This window comes from Rubrivivax sp. A210 (assembly GCF_904426505.1).
GTDB lineage: Bacteria > Pseudomonadota > Gammaproteobacteria > Burkholderiales > Burkholderiaceae_C > Rubrivivax.
Genome location: NZ_CAJGBN010000001.1, coordinates 631,308 through 646,216, shown reverse-complemented (window position 1 = coordinate 646,216; position 14,909 = coordinate 631,308). Strand labels below are relative to the sequence as shown.

General features: G+C 68.3%; 12 protein-coding genes. 4 read left to right on the top strand and 8 right to left on the bottom strand.

Going from position 1 to position 14,909, the window contains the following annotated elements; genetic code table 11:
- Nucleotides 1-61 precede the first annotated feature (61 nt).
- Nucleotides 62-1,048, bottom strand: a complete 987-nt coding sequence (locus JMV16_RS02845; RefSeq protein ID WP_201492621.1) for a PQQ-dependent catabolism-associated beta-propeller protein — start codon at nucleotides 1,046-1,048, stop codon at nucleotides 62-64.
- 245 nt (nucleotides 1,049-1,293) lie between these two features.
- On the opposite strand from JMV16_RS02845, the gene JMV16_RS02840 reads away from it, so the two are divergent.
- Nucleotides 1,294-3,807 carry a TonB-dependent receptor gene (locus JMV16_RS02840; protein WP_201492620.1) on the top strand — a complete coding sequence of 838 codons (2,514 nt, stop codon included), beginning with the start codon at nucleotides 1,294-1,296 and terminating at the stop codon, nucleotides 3,805-3,807.
- A 177-nt stretch (nucleotides 3,808-3,984) separates the two neighbouring features.
- On the opposite strand, the gene JMV16_RS02835 is transcribed toward JMV16_RS02840, so the two are convergent.
- The 4 genes from JMV16_RS02835 to JMV16_RS02820 form a co-directional block, all read right to left on the bottom strand.
- The gene (locus JMV16_RS02835; RefSeq protein ID WP_201492619.1) at nucleotides 3,985-4,632 is read right to left on the bottom strand and encodes a response regulator transcription factor; all 648 of its coding nucleotides are present in this window, start codon (nucleotides 4,630-4,632) and stop codon (nucleotides 3,985-3,987) included.
- 73 nt (nucleotides 4,633-4,705) lie between these two features.
- Entirely contained in the window at nucleotides 4,706-5,341 is a 636-nt protein-coding gene (locus JMV16_RS02830; protein WP_201492618.1) for a response regulator transcription factor, read from the bottom strand.
- Nucleotides 5,338-6,798: a sensor histidine kinase gene (locus tag JMV16_RS02825; RefSeq protein ID WP_201492617.1), complete on the bottom strand. Its 1,461-nt coding sequence runs from the start codon at nucleotides 6,796-6,798 to the stop codon at nucleotides 5,338-5,340. The genes JMV16_RS02830 and JMV16_RS02825 overlap by 4 nt, the downstream gene beginning before the upstream one ends.
- Before the next feature lie 142 nt (nucleotides 6,799-6,940).
- Entirely contained in the window at nucleotides 6,941-7,894 is a 954-nt protein-coding gene (locus tag JMV16_RS02820; protein WP_201492616.1) for a LysR family transcriptional regulator, read from the bottom strand.
- 111 nt (nucleotides 7,895-8,005) lie between these two features.
- Here JMV16_RS02820 and JMV16_RS02815 point away from each other — a divergent pair, with 111 nt between their 5' ends.
- Entirely contained in the window at nucleotides 8,006-8,899 is an 894-nt protein-coding gene (locus tag JMV16_RS02815) for an MBL fold metallo-hydrolase (protein WP_201492615.1), read from the top strand.
- 37 nt (nucleotides 8,900-8,936) lie between these two features.
- Here the strand turns inward: JMV16_RS02815 and JMV16_RS02810 are convergent, their stop codons facing one another.
- Complete coding sequence (locus JMV16_RS02810) at nucleotides 8,937-9,119, bottom strand: hypothetical protein (protein WP_201492614.1); 183 nt, start codon at nucleotides 9,117-9,119, stop codon at nucleotides 8,937-8,939.
- 138 nt (nucleotides 9,120-9,257) lie between these two features.
- On the opposite strand from JMV16_RS02810, the gene JMV16_RS02805 reads away from it, so the two are divergent.
- Both JMV16_RS02805 and JMV16_RS02800 read left to right on the top strand, forming a co-directional pair.
- Complete coding sequence (locus JMV16_RS02805; protein ID WP_201492613.1) at nucleotides 9,258-9,449, top strand: hypothetical protein; 192 nt, start codon at nucleotides 9,258-9,260, stop codon at nucleotides 9,447-9,449.
- 132 nt (nucleotides 9,450-9,581) lie between these two features.
- Entirely contained in the window at nucleotides 9,582-10,874 is a 1,293-nt protein-coding gene (locus JMV16_RS02800) for a DNA cytosine methyltransferase (protein ID WP_201492612.1), read from the top strand.
- Between the two features lie 452 nt (nucleotides 10,875-11,326).
- Here the strand turns inward: JMV16_RS02800 and JMV16_RS02795 are convergent, their stop codons facing one another.
- Complete coding sequence (locus JMV16_RS02795; protein ID WP_201492611.1) at nucleotides 11,327-13,513, bottom strand: S8 family serine peptidase; 2,187 nt, start codon at nucleotides 13,511-13,513, stop codon at nucleotides 11,327-11,329.
- Nucleotides 13,514-13,576: 63 nt separating this feature from the next.
- The gene (locus JMV16_RS02790) at nucleotides 13,577-14,896 is read right to left on the bottom strand and encodes a phosphatase PAP2 family protein (RefSeq protein ID WP_201492610.1); all 1,320 of its coding nucleotides are present in this window, start codon (nucleotides 14,894-14,896) and stop codon (nucleotides 13,577-13,579) included.
- Nucleotides 14,897-14,909: the final 13 nt, after the last annotated feature.

Below are 14,909 nucleotides of genomic sequence, written 5' to 3'. Positions count from 1 at the left end.
GCTTGGCCGATGCTTGAGGCGCAAGGCCAGGGCGGCGAACGATCTGCGCCGAACGCGCGCTTCAATCGACGAGAACCAGCCCGTAGGGCACCCGGCCCACCGGGATGCTCTTGACGGCCTTGGCGGCGGCGATGTCGACGACAGTGACGTCGTCGCTGAGGCCGTTGACCACCCACAGGCGCTGCTCGGCCTTGTCGAGCGTGACGTTCCAGGGTCGCTTGCCCACCAGCACCGCATTGACGACCTTGCGGCCGGGCACGTCGACGAAGGCAACGTGGTTGGCCTTGCCCAGCGAGACGAAGGCGCGCTTGCCATCGCCCGTCATCGTGATGCCCACCGGCGTGATGTCGGCGGCGCGCACGCCCTTGAGCTGGAAGCGCAGCACGGCAGCCACGCTGTGGTCGGCAGTCGAGATCACGCTGACGCTGGCGTCGAGTTCGCTCGTCACCCACAGTTCCTTGCCGTCGGGCGTGAGGGCCATGCGCCGCGGCCGCTTGCCGACCTTGACGTTTTTCACCACCTGGGCCTTGGCCACGTCGATGACGTGTACCGTGTTGGCAACCTCGGAGGTCACGTAAAGCGTCTTGCCGTCGGCGCTGACCTTCACCCCTTCGGGCTCCTGACCCACCTTGACGCTCTTGAGCACCTTGCCGGTGGCGGCGTCCACGAAGCTGGCGGCGCCCGCGTCCTCGTTGGAGACGTAGATGGTCTTGCCATCGGGCGAGACGTCGAAGGCCTCCGGTTCCTCGCCCAGCGGAATGCGGCGCACCGACTTGCCGCTGCGCGGATCGATGACATCGGCCAGGCCTGACTCGGTGCAGGCCAGGATCACCAGGCCGTCGGGCAGGCGCTGGACGTGGCGGCCGCGCTGGCAGGTGGCGATCGTGCCCTTGACGGCCAGCGTGGCGGTGTCGATCAGCGTGACGGCGGCATCCTTCTCGCTCGTCACATAGGCCGTGCCCTGGGCTGCGGCCGGTGCTGCGTGGGCGGCGAGCACCAAGGCCGCGAACGTACACCACAGGGCGGGTCGGGCGGGGCGGGTCGTCATGCTGTCTCCGGCTGAAATGAAGGCTGCCAGCATCGCCAGGGAGGCCTTCGCAGGCCAGGGAAAAGCTCCCGATCCAGGCCGTACTCCGCGTAAGCCCTGATGGCGACGTCGTGGCAGCGGCGCCGCTGCGCATGTCGGGAAGATTTCCCGAGACGGCCGGGTCACGGCTTCGCTAGCGTCGCGCTCCGCGCCACCCGCGGTGCGCCACGTTCAAGCAGTCCACCAGAACAAACAGGAGACCCCTCATGCCGTCCCGAAAGAATGCCCCCCGGTGCCTTCATCCTCTCGCCCTGGCCAGCATCGCAGCCACCGCCGCGCTGGCACCGGCCTGGGCCCAGGCCCAGGTGCAGTCGCAGACCGTCGAGATCTTCGGCGTCTCGCCGCTGTCGGGCGTGGACGTGCCGCGCGAGCGCATCCCCGCCAATGTGCAGGGCGCCCGCGCCGCCGACATCGAACGCTCGCAGGCCCTGGACCTCACCAGCTTCATGAACCGGCGCCTGGGCAGCGTGTTCATCAACGAGGTGCAGAACAACCCCTTCCAGCCGGATGTCAACTTCCGCGGCTTCACGGCATCGCCCTTGCTGGGCACGCAGCAGGGCCTGTCGCTCTACGTCGACGGCGTGCGCATGAACCAGCCCTTCGGCGACGTGGTGAGCTGGGACCTGGTGCCCAAGTCGGCCATTGCCTCGATGGCGCTGAATCCGGGCTCCAACCCGCTGTTCGGCCTCAACACCCTGGGCGGCGCGCTGGTGGTGCAGACCAAGGACGGACGCAAGAATCCGGGCAGTTCGGTGCAGGTGCAGGCCGGCTCGCACGGGCGCGCCGCGGTCGAGTTCGAGCATGGCGGCCGCAGCGGCGAATTGCATTGGTTCGTCACCGGCAACAAGTTCCACGAGAAGGGCTGGCGCGATGATTCGAAGTCAGACATGAACCAGCTCTTCGCCAAGCTCGGCCGCCGCAGCGGCGACACCGATCTCACGCTCACGGCCTCGGTGGCCGATACCGACCTGAACGGCAACGGCATGCAGGTTCAGCACCTGCTGGAGCGCGACTACGCCAGCGTCTACACCAAGCCCGACAACACGAAGAACCGGGCCTTCCTGCTCAACCTGGCGCTGTCGCAGGGCCTCAGCGAGCACTGGACGCTGACCGGCAATGCCTATTACCGCCGCATCAAGACCCGCACCTACAACGGTGACCTCAACGACGATTCTCTCGACCAGGCGCTCTACCAGCCCAATGCGGACGAGATCCTGGCACTCACCGACGCCGGCTACACCGGCTTTCCGACCGCGGGTGAGAGCCCGGCCAACACGCCTTTCCCCAAGTGGCGCTGCATCGCCAACGCCCTGCTGCTGGACGAGCCGGCCGAAAAGTGTACGGGCGTGATCAACCAGACTTCCACCAACCAGAGCCACTACGGCCTCAGCGGCCAGCTCAACTTCGACGGCAAGCTGCTGGGCATGGACAGCAAGTCGCTGCTCGGTGTGGCGCTGGACTTCAGCCGCAGCCATTTCATCCAGGGGTCGGAGCTGGGCTACGTGAACGCCGACCGCTCCATCACCGGCGTGGGCGCCATCGGTGACGGCGTCAATGGCGGCGTGGCCGACGGCGAGCCCTACGACACGCGCGTCGACCTCAGCGGGCGCACGCGCATCTACAGCCTGTTCGGCAGCACCATCCTCAACGTCGCGCCGGGCACCCACCTCACGCTCTCGGGCCGCTACAACCACAGCTCGGTGCGCAACCGCGATGCCATCACACCGGGCGGTGGCGCCGGCTCGCTGGATGGCGACCACAGCTTCAGCCGCTTCAACCCGGCCCTGGGCCTGACCTTCACGCCGATGGCCGGCATCAATGCCTGGGCCGGCATCAGCCAGGGCAGCCGCGACCCCTCGTCCATCGAGCTGGGCTGCGCCGACCCGGCCAACCCCTGCAAGCTGCCCAATTCCTTTGCCGGCGACCCGCCGCTGCAGCAGGTGGTGACCACCACCTTCGAGGCCGGCGTGCGCGGCGGCAGTGCGGGGCAGTTCGCGTGGAGCCTGGGCTTCTTCCGCTCCGACAACAAGGACGACCTGCTCTTCGTGGCCGACAACGCTTCGGGCTTCGGCTACTTCAAGAACTTCGGCAAGACGCGGCGCCAGGGCATCGAACTGGGCCTGAGCCTGCAGCCCGCCAAGGGCGTCACGGTGGGCGCCAATTACACCTGGCTGCAGGCCACCTACCGCAGTGCCGAGGTTGTCAACGGCTCGTCCAACAGCAGCAACGAGTCTGCCGAGGACGGCTTCCCGGGCGTGGAGGGAACGATAGACATCCACCCCGGCGACCGCATCCCGCTGGTGCCGCGCCAGATGCTCAAGCTCTATGCCGACATCGACATCGGCGATGCCTGGTCCTTCGGCGCCGATGTCAACGCCGTCGGCCGCACGCTGGCGCGCGGCAACGAGAACGGCCACCATCAGAGCGATGGCGTGTTCTACCTGGGCGAGGGCCACAGCGCCGGCTATTCGGTGCTCAACCTCAATGCCGCCTGGAAGCCGACCAAGGGGCTGAAGCTGTTCGTGCAGATCAACAATGCGCTGGACCGCAACTACAGCAGCGCGGCCCAGCTCGGCCCCACGGGCTTTGACGACGCCGGCAACTTCCAGAGCCGGCCCTTTGCCGCCGATGCCAATGGCGACCGGCCGCTGCGCCACGCCACGTTCTACGCGCCGGGCGCGCCGCGCAGCTTCTCGGTGGGCCTGAAGTACAGCTTCTGACCGCCACCAAAAAAGCAGGGGTGGTCGCTTGCGCGGCCACCCCCTTGGAGAACCCTCGGCAATGTCCGGTTTGCGCGAGGTCTGATGAAGCGGGCCAGGGCGGCCCGAAGCAGACTCTAGCCAGGGCCTTGCGGGCAGGCCAGGGAAATGCTCCCGACCCGGCGCGCAGGGGGGGCCTCAGGCCACGTAGCCGCGCTCGCGTGCATGGCGCAGCAGCTCGATGGCGGTGCCGGCACCCAGCTTGTGCTTGAGCACGGTCTGGTAGTTGGAAACCGTCTTGGGGCTCAGTTGCAGCGCCTCGGCGATGGCCTGCACGGAATCGCCGGCGGCCAGCAGGCGCAGCACCTCCATCTCCTTGAGCGTGAGCGGCTCCTCGTCGCGGTGCTGCTGCAGCACATGGCGCGCGGCGAGGTCGCTGGACAGCACGGGCGCACGTTCGGCCATCACCCGGCGCACGCACTGCACCAGTTCCTCGGGCGCACTGCCCTTGGTGACGAAGCCCGCCGCGCCCAGCCGCAGCGCCTCGGCCACGATGGCCGCGTTGTCGTGCATGCTGAAGACCAGCACGCGGATGGCGGGGTGGCGCTGGCCCACCTCGCGCAGCAGGTCGAGCCCGCTGCGCCGCGGCATCGCGAGGTCGACGACGACGACCTGCAGGCCGCCGGCCGGCAGGTCCGCCAGGGCCTCGAGCGCCGTGTCGACATCGCCATGCTCGGCCACCACCTGCAGGTCGGATTCCAGTTCCAGCAGCCGCCGGTAACCCGCCCTCACGACCGGATGGTCGTCGACCAGCATCACGCGCAGCACGTTCGGATATTCGCCCATGCCGGCTTTGTACCGGCATCGCCGCTGCGGCGCTCGGGACTTCTTCCCGACCTGAACCGGCCTCTTTGTCGCGTCACTGGCGCAGGCCGTGGTGGCGCGCGTACTGCAGCAGTTCAACGGCCGTGGCAACGCCGAGCTTCTGCCGTATTGATGTCTGGTAGTTGGCCACCGTCTTGGGGCTCAGGCGCAGGCGGTGGGCGATGGCCTCGACGCTGTCGCCGTCGAGCAGGGCATTGAGCACATCGAATTCGCGCGTGCCCAGGGCCGCATGCGGCGCCGGGCCGGCCTGCTCGAGGCGGCGCTCGACATCGGGCGACAGGGCGGTCTGGCCGCGGGCGACCTTCTGCACCGCCTCGACCAGGATCTCGGGGTCGCTGCTCTTGGTGACGAAGCCGGCGGCGCCGGCGCGCAGGCATTGCGCGACAGTGCCGCTGTCGTCGTGCATGGTGAACATCAGGATGCGGGCCTCGGGCCAGCGGCTGCGCACACGGCGCGTGAATTCCAGGCCGCTGCGCCCGGGCAGCTCGAGGTCAACCACGAGCACGTCCACCGGCAGGCTGTCTTCGCGCCCCAGCGCTGCATAGGCGGTGTCGGCGTCGCCGGCTTCCAGCACCACCGCCATCCCGCCCAACTCCAGAAAGCGCCGATAGCCGGCGCGCACGACGGCGTGGTCGTCCACCAGCCCCACCCGTATCGGCTTGTCGTTCATGCCGCCTCGCTGCCGCCGAGGTGGAACTCGGCGTTCAGTGCCGTGCCGGGACAGTCGGCGCCGCAGCTCGCTTCGAAGCGTCCTCCCAGCGTCCAGACCCGTTCCTTCAGCCCCGCCAGGCCGGTGCCGCGGCGCAGCGCGGCCTCCAGGTCAGCGATGCCGCGTCCGTCGTCGGCCACGCGCCAGACCAGCGTCGGCCCGGGACCGCCGTCGTCGCGCAGCGCGATCTCGACCTCGCATCGGCGGGCGTCGGCATGGCGCATGACGTTGGTCAGCGCCTCCTGCGTGATGCGGTACAGGCCCAGCGCCAGATCCTGGGCCAGCACCTGCTGGCCGCCGCTCTCGGCGATGTGCAGCGTGATCACCGGTCCCCTGGCGCGGCCCGACCAGCCTTCGGCCAGCTCGGCCAGCATGGCCGCGAGCCCGCCCAGGGTCTGGGGCCGCTGGTCCACGCCGGCGGGGGTGACGCCCAGCGGGCGCAGTCGGGCCAGCAGCCGCCGCACATCGTCCTGGATCAGGCTGATCTGCAAGCCCATGCCGGCAACGATGGCCTGCGCCTTGATCTGCAGCCCGCCGGCACGCTGCAGCCAGCTGGCATCGACGCGCAGCGCCGTGAGGCGTTGGCCGAACTCGTCATGGAGGTCGCGCGCCAGGCGTTGGCGCTCGTCCTCCTGCAGGCTCATCAGCCGGTGCGCCAGCACCTGGCGCGCCGCCTCGCTGCGCGCCTGGGCGTCCGCCAGATGGCGCAGGGCCTGGGCGATGGCCTCGAGCTCGCGGATCGGCATGGCTGGCAGCGCGGCGACGGCGGTGAGCTCATGCCGCTCGACACCGGCGATGGCGTCGACCAGGGTGCGCAGTGGCCGCAGCGAGCGCCGCACGCTCCAGCGCATCGCGGCCAGCATGGCGGCGCAACTCGCCACCATCAGCAGGAAAAGGCCCACCAGGTTGGAGGCCGATTCCAGGATCTCGCTGTCGGGCGAGGCCGTCAGCGTCACGCTCCAGACGCGGCCGTCTTGCAGCGGCACGCCGTAGGCCAGCTCGGTGGCCGGCCGCGCCGTGGCCAGCCAGGACGACAGGCGGCGCCATTGCCGGGCCAGCCAGGCGCTGGACTCCTCGTCGGCCAGGCGCACCACCACCTGGCCGGATTCGTCGCGCAGTTCCATCTGCAGATGGCGCAGCCCCGGCATGGCCTGGAGCCGCCCCAGGCCGTCGGCCAGCGGCGCCTCGCGCAGGCGGGCCAGGGCCTGGCTGGCGCGGGCGATGTCCAGGCTGCCCTCCATCTCGCGCTGGGTGTCGGTGCGGGTGCTCAGCACGCCCAGCACCAGCAGCGCCAGCAGGCAGGTGAGGGCGACCACCATGGCGCGGCGCATCACCAGGCTCGCCAGATCGAGGTCTGGCACCGCGGCGCGGGGCGGGCCGTGCAGCGGCGCCGAGGCCGGGTCAGCGAGCGGGGTCATGGGTGAACTTCCTGCGCGGGCGGGGGCCGCTAGTTTGCGCGATGAACAAGCCGCTTCCATGCCATGCGGGGCTAGGGAAAGCGCGCCGTGCGGGCGGGAAAAAATCCCGACGGACGGGCGCTGGAGATCGGCCCGCGCGGGCTCAGCGGCGGGGGCTGCGGGCCTTGGCGCACGGCGGCGCGGGCACCGCCAGCGGCCTGTCCCAGGGCGCGGTCTCGCCGCCGAAGCGCTGGGCCAGAAAGTCGATCAGCAGCTTCAGCGGCTGGGGCTGGTGCTGGCGCGACAGGTAGACGGCGTGGATGCCCAGCGGTTCGGGTTCGTGCTCGGGCAGCAGGCGCACCAACGCACCGTGCCGGAGATCGTCGCCGACGAAATAGCTGGGCAGCATCGCGATGCCGGCGCCCGCCAATGCGGCCTGCCGCAGCACGGCGGTCTCATTGCCCGACAGCGGGCCGCTCACGCCCACGGCGGCAAGCCGGCCTTCGCGGCGCAGCCGGTATTCGGCGCGGGCCCCGAAGGCATGCGTGATGCAGGCGTGGGCGCGCAGATCTTCGGGGCGCTCGGGCCGGCCGTGCTGCGCGAGGTAGGCCGGCGAGGCGCACAGCACCGAGCGGCAACTCGCCAGCCGCCGCGCCACGACGCCATCGTCCAGGCGGTTGGTGATGCGGACGGCGAGGTCTATGCGCTCGCCGACCAGGTCCACGGCTCGATCCACGGTCAGCAGCTCGAGCGCTATGCGCGGGTGCAGCGCCTGAAAGTCCACCAGCGCTTGCGTGAGGCAGGAGACGGCGAACGACAGGCTGGTGGTGATGCGCAGCTTGCCCGTGGGCTCGGAGCGGTGGGCGCCGGCCAGGGCCTGCAGATCGGCGGCCAGATCGAGCATCTGGCGCAGGCGGGGCAAGGCCTCGAGCCCGGCCTCGCTCAGGCTCACGCGGCGCGTGGTGCGGTGCAGCAGCCGTGTGCCCAGCCAGCGCTCCAGGCCTTCGAGGTGGCGGCTGACCATGGCGCGCGACAGGTCCAGCGTCTCGGCGGCGCGGGTGAGGCTGCCTTGGTCGGCAATCTCGACGAAGGACCGGATCGCTTGCAGGTGGTCCACGGGACTTGTCGAAAGAGTTGACAATCTATTGATATAGACGAAGTTTATCTTCCCCTATCGATTCAATAAAGTGGCGTCATCAGCAAGCAGATTTCTGCGATGGAGCCCCCGATGACGATCTTCAAACCCTGGTCCCTGGCCTTCCTGCCCGCCGCGCTGGCGTTGGGTGTCGCCGCCGGCAATGCAGCCGCGCAGGAGGTGGCGCCACCGTTGACGGTGCAGGTCTACAACGCCGACGCTGCAAGCTTCCACGCCAACGCCGTGCTGGTGGCCGGCAAGACCGATGCAGTGCTGCTGGACACCGGCTTCACGCGCGCCGATGCGCTGCGCATCGCCGCCATGGTGCTGGACAGCAAGAAGACCCTGAAGACCGTCTACATCAGCCAGGCCGACCCCGACTACTACTTCGGCCTCGAGGTGATCCGGCAGTATTTCCCGCAGGCCCGCGTGGTGGCCACGGCCCCGACGCTGAAGAAGATCGAGGCCACGCTCGCGACCAAGCTCCAGGTCTGGGGTCCGCGCATGGGCGCCAACGCGCCGAAGAGCGTGCCGCTGCCCGAGCTGCTGGCAGGCTCCACGATCACGCTGGAAGACCAGACGCTGGAGATCAAGGGCCTGGATGACGGCCTGCCGCAGCGCAGCTATGTCTGGATGCCCTCGATCAAGACCATCGCCGGCGGTGTGAACGTCTTCGCCGGCCTGCACCTGTGGACGGCCGATACGCAAAGCCCGAAGGAGCGCGCCGACTGGGCCGGCAAGCTGGCCACGATGGCGGCGCTGCAGCCCGCCACCGTGATCCCGGGCCACAGCCTGGCAGGCCAGAAGCAGGACGCCTCGCAGCTTGCGTGGAGCCAGGCCTACCTGGCGCGCTACGAGCAGGAACTGCCCAAGGCCACGGGCAGCGTGGCGCTCATCGACGCGATGAAGAAGGCCTATCCCGATGCCGGCCTGGGCATCGCGCTGGAGATCGGCGCCAAGGTCAACAAGGGCGAGATGAAGTGGTGAGCGCGCGCCGCCCGGCCGGGCGGCGCGGCGGCCGCTGTCATTTGGCCTTGATCTGCGCCGTCGTGATGATGCGGGCCCAGCGCTCGATCTCGTTGCGCAGACAGCCCATCCAGATGAACTCGGTCAATCTGAACCTGCCGGTACACGCGCCGCCGGCCCCGGACATCAAGCCCGAGGTCGTGTGCATCGACTTCGACCCGCGCCGCACGGTCTTCTTCAACGGCCTGGCCGTGGCCCGCCGCGGCCCAGGCGACGCCGCCCGAGATCCCTGTGCGGCCCGACAAGCAGGACCGTTGCGACGCCTTTGCCGATGTGATGGTGGCCGTCAACCAGGCCGGCCTGCCCGGGCTACCAGGCCGTGCTGGGCCAGATGCTCGAAGAGGCGATGGAATGCGTCGGCCTCGTCGGCACGCGCATCCTCGTGCGCGGCAACCCGGTGGTGGACGCCACCGTGCTTTCCGGGCCCAAGGAGTACGCCAAATACGTGCTGCCCGCCATCAGGTGCATGAAGTGCTCGGCCGGCGGGGCGGAAGAGGGGCAGGAGGCGTAGGGCATCAACTTCAGTCGGTAGTACCAGTCTCGGGCGCGCGCAGTGCCAAGAGCGGCACTTGCCGTTCGCGAGACTCGCCTGCAAGACACGCATCAGAGCGGCTGTGTCACTGTTAGCATATACAGTATGAGCGTGGACCACCTTGTCGTCTCTCTGTTCGCTGGTGCGGGCGGCTTTTCTTTCGGCTTTTCGCAAGCCGGTCTCAAGCCGCGCTTCGGAGCCGAGATCAACGGCGACGCCTGTCGAACTTACGAGGCAAACGTCGGCAGTCCCTGCCACGAGGTCGATCTGGGCACGATCGGGCCAACTTCGGTCAAAGCGCTGGCCGGCGGCGAGCGACTGTTCATCGTCATAGGTGGGCCCCCGTGCCAAGGCTTCAGCACCGCCGGTCCTCGCAACGCGTCGGACCCTCGGAACAGACTCATTTTCAATTACCTGGCCATCGTCGAAGCCTTGTCGCCGCGCTGGTTCATCTTCGAGAACGTCGAAGGCCTGCTGACTTCCGGTTGCGGGCGAGATTTGGCAACGCTCGTGCAGGAGTTCGTTGTCCTCGGTTACTCCGTTCGGCTGCAAAAGGTCAACTTGGCGGCGTACGGAGTGCCCCAGACGCGGAAGCGCGTGTTGATCATCGGCAATCGAATGGGAGTGGATTTCGACTTTCCGCGCGAGATGTACTCTTACGACAGCGGCAAGGCAAGGAAGGCTTCCGGTCTGCCCATGGCCCCGACACTGGATGAGGCCGTAGCCGGCCTTGGCATTCCGGCATCCGAAAGGTCTCGGATTTCGCCCTACATCTCGGTAGATCCGCAGACGCCCTTCGATGAAGTCATGCGACGAGGAAACGCGAGTTCAGGTGTCACCCAGCACTTCCAAGGGGAGAACCCTGTCGGCAAGTTCCAGATCGAGTTGCTGGGTCCCGGCCAGACCATGAAAGACCTTCCACCCGGACTTTGGCCCGACAGCTTCAAACGCCGCGCCAATCGGCGCGTCGCCGACGGAACGCCGACAGAGAAGCGTGGGGGCGCACCTTCAGGAATCAAGCGTCTCCACGGCAACCTCCAGTCACTGACAATCACTGGCGCTGCATCCCGCGAGTTCATACATCCACGCCAACATCGCCCGCTCACCATTCGCGAGTGCGCAAGAATCCAGACCTTTCCTGATCACTATCAGTGGCAAGGCAACAGCGCCAGCGTCATTCAGCAGATCGGCAATGCGGTTCCTCCCATTGCGGCCAGCGTGCTGGCCAGGCATATCCTGGAAGTGGATGGTCAGTTTGGCTCTGGCCTGCAGCACCGGCGGAGCGAAAGCGCGCCGAAGTTGCTGGGCTTCGTCCTGACAGAGGCGTCCGGAATGAGCCCTGCGCTGAGGAATACCCAGGCCTTGCTTGCAGGAATGCGGCGAGGGAGTTTTGCGCTTCATTAGCACCGGTAGACGAAATATCGGCGTTCGAGATGGCACTTGCGAACGATCCGCAGCGGAGAGGACTGCTTCTGCTCGATCTTGCAGCTGGCCTGCCCGGCTCACGGCTATCGATCCGGCTCGGGAACCACGAACGCAGGATTGAACGCGACGAAGACCCGGATCTCGCAACCGACAATCCAGAGGAAGATTGAGCCTGCTTCGGAAGGGACAAGCTTGTGCGAGCGTCCGCAAGGCCCGCGCGAATTGTTTGCTCAGGCGGGGCGGCGGTCTTCTTGGGATGGCATCGAGGGCGCGTCCTGCTGGCCGGCCTGTGGGGGCGGCGATGAAAGCGGCCGGCGTGCGTTGAAAATCCGATGCCCCTGGCAGCACCCGGCACGGCTTCAAAAGCAGTCTCACGCCGCGCTACGCCCAGGCCGCCGCGGTGGGCTTCAACCGGGGCCTGGCGGGGCACCTCAGCGAGGCAAGTCGTCGACGCGGATAAAGGAACCCCTGGTCCTGGCCAACTGGTGCAGTTGGTCAAGCAATTGGCTGCGGTTCAAGGACTTGCCCATCTTCGAAGCCGCGGCCATGAGGTTGTAGACCTGGCGCGCCACAACCGGCGCCGCGACGCTGGTGCCGTTCATCAGCAGGGTCTCGCCGCGGCGCACCGCGGCGGCACGTATGCCGGGGTCGACCGAGTCCCACTCGCACAGGCCGTAGACCAGGGGGAACTGGCCTCTGCGCCGCGGGCCGGTCGACGAATAGTCCACCGCCATGCCGTCGCTCCAGCGGAAGCCCCCGGCCACCAGGGTGTGCAAGCCGCTGGCGAGATCGCTGAGTGTGTGCTCGGTGTCATCGGGCTGCAGGCCGACGAAGTGGGTCTGCACGCGACCACTGAAGGCGCGTGCGTCGTCGCGGCGAATCCAGGCGTTGATCAGCACGCTGCCCTTCTCGGGCCGCACCGGCCGGGCTTCCACCTCCCACAGTCCGGGCGTGGCGAGGACGCGGTCGTCGTCGTCGGGGGCCTCGGTCGGGCACAGCGCGAGCAGGGCCAGGGCGCGCGTTCGCCTGCCGCGGGGCCCTTGCATCGAAGGGGCAAGGAATTCGTCATCCGACGGCAGTGAGCGGTTGAACAGGGCGGCGACAACCTCGGTCGTGGCTTCGTCGCGCAGTTCGCCCTTGCCGCCGGGCTCGATCCAGTTCGACCAATCGCCATCGGGCAGGCGGGCCCGGTAGGCCACACCGGCGCTCGCCTCGGACCAGAACTCAATGAAGGTGTCGGTGTGATCGCCCGCAGCGACCTCGATGCGGAACAAGGCCGTCTTGTTGCCGGCGGCGGTGCGCTTGACATGGAGTCCCAGGCGGCGCGCATTGCCGGCCGAGACCACGATGGCGAAGTTCTCGGGGCGTTGCTCCAGCAGGTCGTCCATGGCCTCCTCGATGAGGCTGTGGCCATCGTGGGCGCCGGCCGTACCGCCATAGCTGACGTTGACGACGAGCGGGCTCTTCGGGTCGGCGGCATCCAGCGTGTAGCGCAGCGCATCCAGCAGGTAGCCGCCCAGGGCCAGGCCCGAACTGTCGCTCACCACCGCTTCGGGCATCTGCACGAAGACGATGCGGGCCTCGCCGGCCGCATCGTCGTCCGCGCGGCTCACCGGATCGGGCCGGCCGCCGGCAACATCCAGCACATGGGCGCCGTGCGTGGCCCGGTGGATGCGGCTGCGCGGGTCGTGGTATTCGATCAGGTAGTTGAGCTTGCGGTAGGTTTCCGTCTCGTCCGCTGGAGCCTGGTTGGCAAAGGCCTGCATGCACTGCGCCTTCAATTCGGCGCCGTCGAGTTGCCCACCGTAACCCATGAGAGTGGGTCGGGACCAGGGCGCGGCGAGCCGCAGCGAGCTGTCCTGCTGCCACAGGGCGGCCAGCCGGGTGCTGCCCTGCTGGCCGGCGCCGGTGTTCGTGAATTCGGCGCGCAGGAAGGGGCAGCCATAGTCGAAGACGGCGATCACGCCGCCTCTGACCTTGCGAAGAGTGTCTTCTTCGAGTTTTGCGGGCTCCCGCTTTTCGAACCGGGCTCCCTCGATCTCGTCGGTTTTCTGGCCGAAATAGCCGCGGGCATCGCCCAGCAGGGCTGAGCCCTGGCTCTTGAGCGGTGTGGCGAGTTCGAGGCGGATGTCGCTGCGGGCCAGCAATGCACCCAGTTGCGACAGCTCGAGGGTCGCGGTGGCGTACGCGGGGCCGGCCGGGTGCGAACTGCCGCTCAGCGGCTGGATGTAGACGGCGGGAATTCGCGCCGCCCCGTCCTTGTGGATGCGCGCCAAGGCCTGGCGGGACTTCGCCTGCAGCAGCACGCGCACCAGCCACTGGTCGGCCTGGGTGCCGGTTCCAGCTTCCGCTTCGGCATCCGCTGCTCCTTCGAGTTCGGCCTTGGCCTTGGCGTTGGGGTCGGATTCCGACGCGTCTTCGGTGCCGGTGCCGGCATGGCCTTTCGGAGGCTTCTGGAGGGCGAAGCAGCGCCAGTCGGTGAGCACCGCCCATGCGAGATAGGGATCGCAGGCCGCGGGCAGATCGGCAGGCGCTTGCGCCGGCACGCCTGCCGAAGGCCCCTTGGAGGCCGTGCTTGCGCCGGCCTGTTGCGCCGTGGGTGTGGTCCAGCGTGGCATGCGAAGCTCCCTTGCTGATGCGGTGGGGCGAGGAAAAGACGGTGGGGATCCGGCGCGCGCCGCTCAGATCTTCAGCTTGTCGATTTCCTTCGCGGCGGCCTTCCACAGGGCGCCAAGGTGGGCCAGGGGAGCGTTCTGCTGAAGGTTGATCGCGACCGGGTTGATCGCGGCACCGGTTTCCGGCCAACCGTCACGTTCGGACAGCGTGTCGGTCTTCGCCGTTTGGGGCCGGTCCTTGGTGCATCCCGCCATCCAAAGGAAGGCCGCGGCCAGTTCGCGGCCGAGTTGGCGGCCGACCTCGCTGTCCATCGGAAAGTGAACGCCGGCGACGACGCGGTTGTAGGCGATGCGCGCGGCCAGCCTGTGCAGCAGTTCTTCCCGCGGGTTGCCGGGCTGGTACAACAGCGCCGACAGGATGTGCGCCGTCAGGGCCGCCAGCGTGGCGTGCCCGCTGGGCAGCGAGCCGTGGCCCGGGGTGGCGATGACCGGCATCACCAGCGACGAGCGCTGCACCGGCCGGTACTCGGCGATGTTGTTCTTGAGCATCATCACCAGGTGCGTGGCCCAGGCCCAGGACACCAGGATCAATTCGTCGACGTGGGGGATGGGCACCCGGTCCAGGCCGGTGAGGCTGTAGAAGAAGGGGCGGAAGTCCTGTGCCTGGCTCAGGATTTCGGGCAGGCGCTCCTCGCGCTCGACGGCGGCGCGCAGCACCTGGTCGATCTGCTGGCCATAGTTGAACGTGCTGTTCGGAGGATCGATGGTTACCAACGGCGTGGCGGTCACGCTCAGTGTCGTTCCCGACGTCTTGTGCTCCAGCAGATGGACCGTGAGATCGGTGACAGCGCTGCGGTTGAGCATTTCGCCCACCACGGCCTGCTGGCGGAATTCGCTGGCCCAGCGCCAGAGCTTCTCGGGCTTTGCGGCCGGTGGCTGGACATTCCCCATGCGGCCCTTGCCGCGCCGCACATCGCGCTCACCCACCAGCCGCGCCTGCACCTTGCGCAGCGCCTGCGCCAGCAGCGCGTCGGGCCCGCTGAGGTAGGTCCAGTCGGGATCGAAGTCACGCCAGGGCCAGGGCGAATTCGTGGCCGGTTCATAGCGCAGGCTGCGCCGCTGCGGCGTCACCGCGCCCGAGCGCATCGGGTCGGGGGTGACGGCGCCGCCGTCGCCGCCGATGGAGTCGGGGTCGTAGCGTGACCGAAGCCCGCCCGGGCCGCGGCCGCGGGGATCGAAGTTCGGGTTGTTGGGGTTATTTGGATTGTTCGGGTTGTTCGGGTTGTGGCTCGCGCTGGAGTGGGGGTTCGGGTTCCATTCGCCGCCCCATTGGGCGCCGCCCGGTCCGGCCAGGAAGATGCCTGTCGACAGGTAACCATTGGACATGGGGATTTCCTCC

Excerpts from the sequence above, each read along its gene's own strand:
- JMV16_RS02825 (WP_201492617.1), bottom strand. The coding sequence starts at position 6,798 with ATGACCCCGCTCGCTGACCCGGCCTCGGCGCCGCTGCACGGCCCGCCC.
- JMV16_RS02830 (WP_201492618.1), bottom strand. The coding sequence starts at position 5,341 with ATGAACGACAAGCCGATACGGGTGGGGCTGGTGGACGACCACGCCGTC.
- JMV16_RS02840 (WP_201492620.1), top strand. The coding sequence starts at position 1,294 with ATGCCGTCCCGAAAGAATGCCCCCCGGTGCCTTCATCCTCTCGCCCTG.
- JMV16_RS02835 (WP_201492619.1), bottom strand. The coding sequence starts at position 4,632 with ATGGGCGAATATCCGAACGTGCTGCGCGTGATGCTGGTCGACGACCAT.
- JMV16_RS02790 (WP_201492610.1), bottom strand. The coding sequence starts at position 14,896 with ATGTCCAATGGTTACCTGTCGACAGGCATCTTCCTGGCCGGACCGGGC.
- JMV16_RS02795 (WP_201492611.1), bottom strand. The coding sequence starts at position 13,513 with ATGCCACGCTGGACCACACCCACGGCGCAACAGGCCGGCGCAAGCACG.
- JMV16_RS02815 (WP_201492615.1), top strand. The coding sequence starts at position 8,006 with ATGACGATCTTCAAACCCTGGTCCCTGGCCTTCCTGCCCGCCGCGCTG.
- JMV16_RS02845 (WP_201492621.1), bottom strand. The coding sequence starts at position 1,048 with ATGACGACCCGCCCCGCCCGACCCGCCCTGTGGTGTACGTTCGCGGCC.